This is a genomic window from Methylophaga sp. UBA1464, assembly GCF_002325665.1.
Classification (GTDB): Bacteria; Pseudomonadota; Gammaproteobacteria; order Nitrosococcales; family Methylophagaceae; genus Methylophaga.
Genome location: NZ_DCSO01000053.1, coordinates 15,751 through 19,175 on the forward strand (window position 1 = coordinate 15,751; position 3,425 = coordinate 19,175).

General features: G+C 43.8%; 2 protein-coding genes. Both read left to right on the forward strand.

Annotation, left to right across the window (positions count from 1 at the left end; all coding sequences use genetic code 11):
- Window positions 1-1,789, forward strand: a 1,789-nt coding sequence (locus tag B3O33_RS06475) for a putative bifunctional diguanylate cyclase/phosphodiesterase (RefSeq protein ID WP_292363226.1), incomplete at its 5' end; no start/stop codon positions are given.
- Between the two features lie 142 nt (window positions 1,790-1,931).
- Window positions 1,932-3,371, forward strand: coding sequence for a sensor domain-containing diguanylate cyclase (locus tag B3O33_RS06480; RefSeq protein ID WP_292362587.1), 1,440 nt, complete (start codon window positions 1,932-1,934; stop codon window positions 3,369-3,371).
- The last annotated feature ends 54 nt before the right edge of the window (window positions 3,372-3,425 follow it).

The window sequence follows — 3,425 nt, forward strand, 5'->3', positions numbered from 1 at the left end:
CCATCTTGGACTGGTTTCTGACATTACCATGCTCAAGCAGCATCAGGCCGAGTTGGAACGTTTGGCACATTACGATGCGTTGACAGCTTTACCTAATCGCAATCTGCTGGCAGATCGGTTTGAACAGGCCATCGCCCACAGCAACCGAACGCAGACTCTATTGGCCGTATGTTTCCTGGATCTTGATAATTTCAAACCGGTAAATGATGAACTCGGTCATAACGCCGGTGATGAATTATTGATTGAAGTCGCACAACGTATCAGGACAATGCTACGGCAGGATGATACGGTATCCCGTTATGGTGGGGATGAATTTGTCATGCTGCTTGGCGAAATTAAAAATCGCCAGGATTGTGAGCAATTACTGCACCGGTTAACCGACGAGTTGAGCCGGCCATATCAAATTGAAAATAAAACCATCCGCATCAGTGCCTCGATTGGCTATACCGTTTATCCGTTTGATCAGGGCTCCATGCAGACCTTGATAGAGCATGCTGATCAAACCCTCTATAAAGCCAAGCTGGATGGTAAGAAAACTTTCCGTATGTACGAAACAGGTAATGAAGCCTGGCGGGATGAAAAAAACGAACAGTTATATGCTATCCGGCGTGCATTGACTGAGAACGAATTTCAATTATTCCTGCAGCCGAAAATCAATATGTGTAGCGGTGAAGTGATTGGCTTTGAAGCATTAATTCGCTGGCAACATCCGGATAACGGACTAATGTTCCCACAAGATTTTTTGCCATTAATCAATGGCACCTCACTGGAAATACAGTTAGGAGAATGGGTCATTCGGCAGGCTTTACACTATTTACAGCAATGGCAGGCCCAGTCAAAACCATGGCATATCAGTATCAATCTGTCAGCTTATCATCTGGGGAGTAATGGATTTTTACAAAGACTTAATGAGATCATTGCTGAGTTTCCAACAGTGGATTTACAGTACTTCCAGTTTGAAATTCTGGAAAGTCATGCATTGGATGATCTCAGCCTGATTGTTGATGTGGTCCGCCATTGCCGTGAAGAATTCAATATCAAAACGGTGCTGGATGATTTTGGTACAGGTTACTCTTCCCTTAGCCATATCCGTACGCTACCAGTATCCGCTGTGAAAATTGATCAGACGTTTGTCCGCAATATGCTGGCCGATGTCGATGATTGTAAAATTGTGGAAGGCGTGATTGCTTTGGCCAGATCTTTTGATTTGGAAGTTATCGCCGAAGGCGTCGAATCAGTGCGACATGGGCAGATATTATTGTCCATGGGGTGCGAGCTTGCTCAGGGCTATGTGATTGCGAAACCGATGCCGGCTGCACACATTGCTGACTGGCAGCAGCAATTTACATTGCCTGAGGATTGGCTCAGTTACCGCGATAGTCGGCAACATATTAAATGGACACAATTAAACTTGTTTTGTCTGTATTTACAATTGAGTCTGGAAAGTGTCGAGCTTCGTTTTGAAGCGGAGCTGGATGATGTGAACTTATGTCCAATTATCTCGATCAAACAATCTCACTGTGGTGTTTGGTTGGACCGAACTGAAAACCTCCAATTAATTGATATGGAAAGCCTGCAAATTCTGAAAGAAAAATACAGAAGCTTTCATCATCTGTTAACCATGACTCTCAAACTCTACCAGGCTGGGAAAAAACAAAGTGGCCTGCAAAACCTGCATTCACTCAGATCACGTTACCAAGACATCTATGAATATATTCAATCGATTATGAGCGCTTTTCAACCTGGTGAGATAACGGCTTCAAAATCTCAATATGCAACAAACCATTAGAACTTGTTGATCTTTCATCTCCACCTTGTAAGACGGAAAAATAGCCGCCAGCAGTGGTGGATACGAAAGATAAATAAGCCCTAGGATTATGTTTGCAGATTCTCTATGATTGAAAACTTTGTTTTATAACGAGCCGCCAGGAATGCAGAATCGGAAACGACTTTTCACGCTGACAATCAGTTCACTGGTTTTGCTGGGGTTTATGGCAACGAGTCTGATTGGCTATTTCGTTGCCCGCGATTCCACCAGTGATCAGCTGCAAAAGCAGATGCTGCCGCTGACCAGTGATAACATCTATTCTGAAATCCAGCGTGATCTGTTACAGCCATTATTAATTTCTTCACTGATGGCGAATGATACTTTTCTGATTAACTGGGCCGAGACCGGTGAACAGGATCCCCAGCAACTTTCAGATTATCTGGCGCAGATTCAGCGTAAATACAATACGATTACCGCGTTTTTTGTCTCAGAAAAAACCCGTAACTATTACCATCCAAAGGGCATTATTAAGCAGGTTGATGAGACTGACCCGGCTGACAGCTGGTTTTTTAAAACCCGTCAGATCAATACCGATTACGATATCAATATCGACTGGGATACTGCAGAACCCAATCGCATGAGTATTTTTGTCAACTATCGCGTGATGAATCAACAAGGTGAGTTAGTCGGTGTCACTGGGGTCGGCCTGTCAATGGAATCGGTGGCAGAGTTAATTGAAAACTATCAGCGACGCTATGGCCGGGAAATCTATTTTGTTGATCGTCAAGGCGAAATCACCTTGCGTAGCAGTCAGTTTCAGAATGATATCTACCTGCAAAATAAAGACGGTTTAGATAAGTTATTTCTGCAGATCCTCAGTAATCCCAGTGCTTCTGTAACTTATGCAGCCAAAAACGGTAACACTATTTATTTAAACAGCCGTCTGGTACCCGAGTTTGACTGGTTCTTGATTGTTGAACAAATCAATGACCCGGCGGCCGATCGCATTGAAACCGCTTTATGGATCAATATTGCTGTGTCCCTGGCAATCAGCATCTGCGTGTTGCTGGTTGCCCATTTTACTTTACGCGGTTATCAGCGCCGTCTGGAGATGATGGCCACCAAAGATAAATTAACCGGAGCCACCAGCAGACAGGTATTTGACTGGGTATTCAATAAAGCACAAAAAACCGCACTGCGTAAGGACTGGTCTTTATCCATGATTGTGCTCGACATCGATCATTTTAAGATGGTAAACGATAAATACGGTCACCAGTTTGGTGATCAGGTGCTCAAGTCGGTCAGTCGACTGATAAAACAGAAAGTACGTGATGTTGATACTTTATGTCGCTGGGGGGGAGAAGAGTTTTTATTGTTGCTGGAAAACTGTGATCAGCAACATGCTGCAAGAGTGGCCGAAACAATACGTGAAGCTGTCAGTGAACATCAGATTCGGATTAAGGATGAAACTGTGAGTGTGACCATCAGTGCCGGCGTGGCCGAGTATCAATTGGGTGAAAGCATGGATAATCTGATTGAGCGCTGTGATCACGCTATGTACGAATCAAAAAATAAAGGTCGTAATCGTATTACCGTTTATTAAGCGATCTCTAATTCACCATCTTTGTGCGTAGTGCACCGTTTTGCACCACAAAGT

Bases quoted from the DNA above. Each gene is read 5' to 3' on its own strand.
- B3O33_RS06480 (WP_292362587.1), top strand. From the start codon at position 1,932: ATGCAGAATCGGAAACGACTTTTCACGCTGACAATCAGTTCACTGGTT.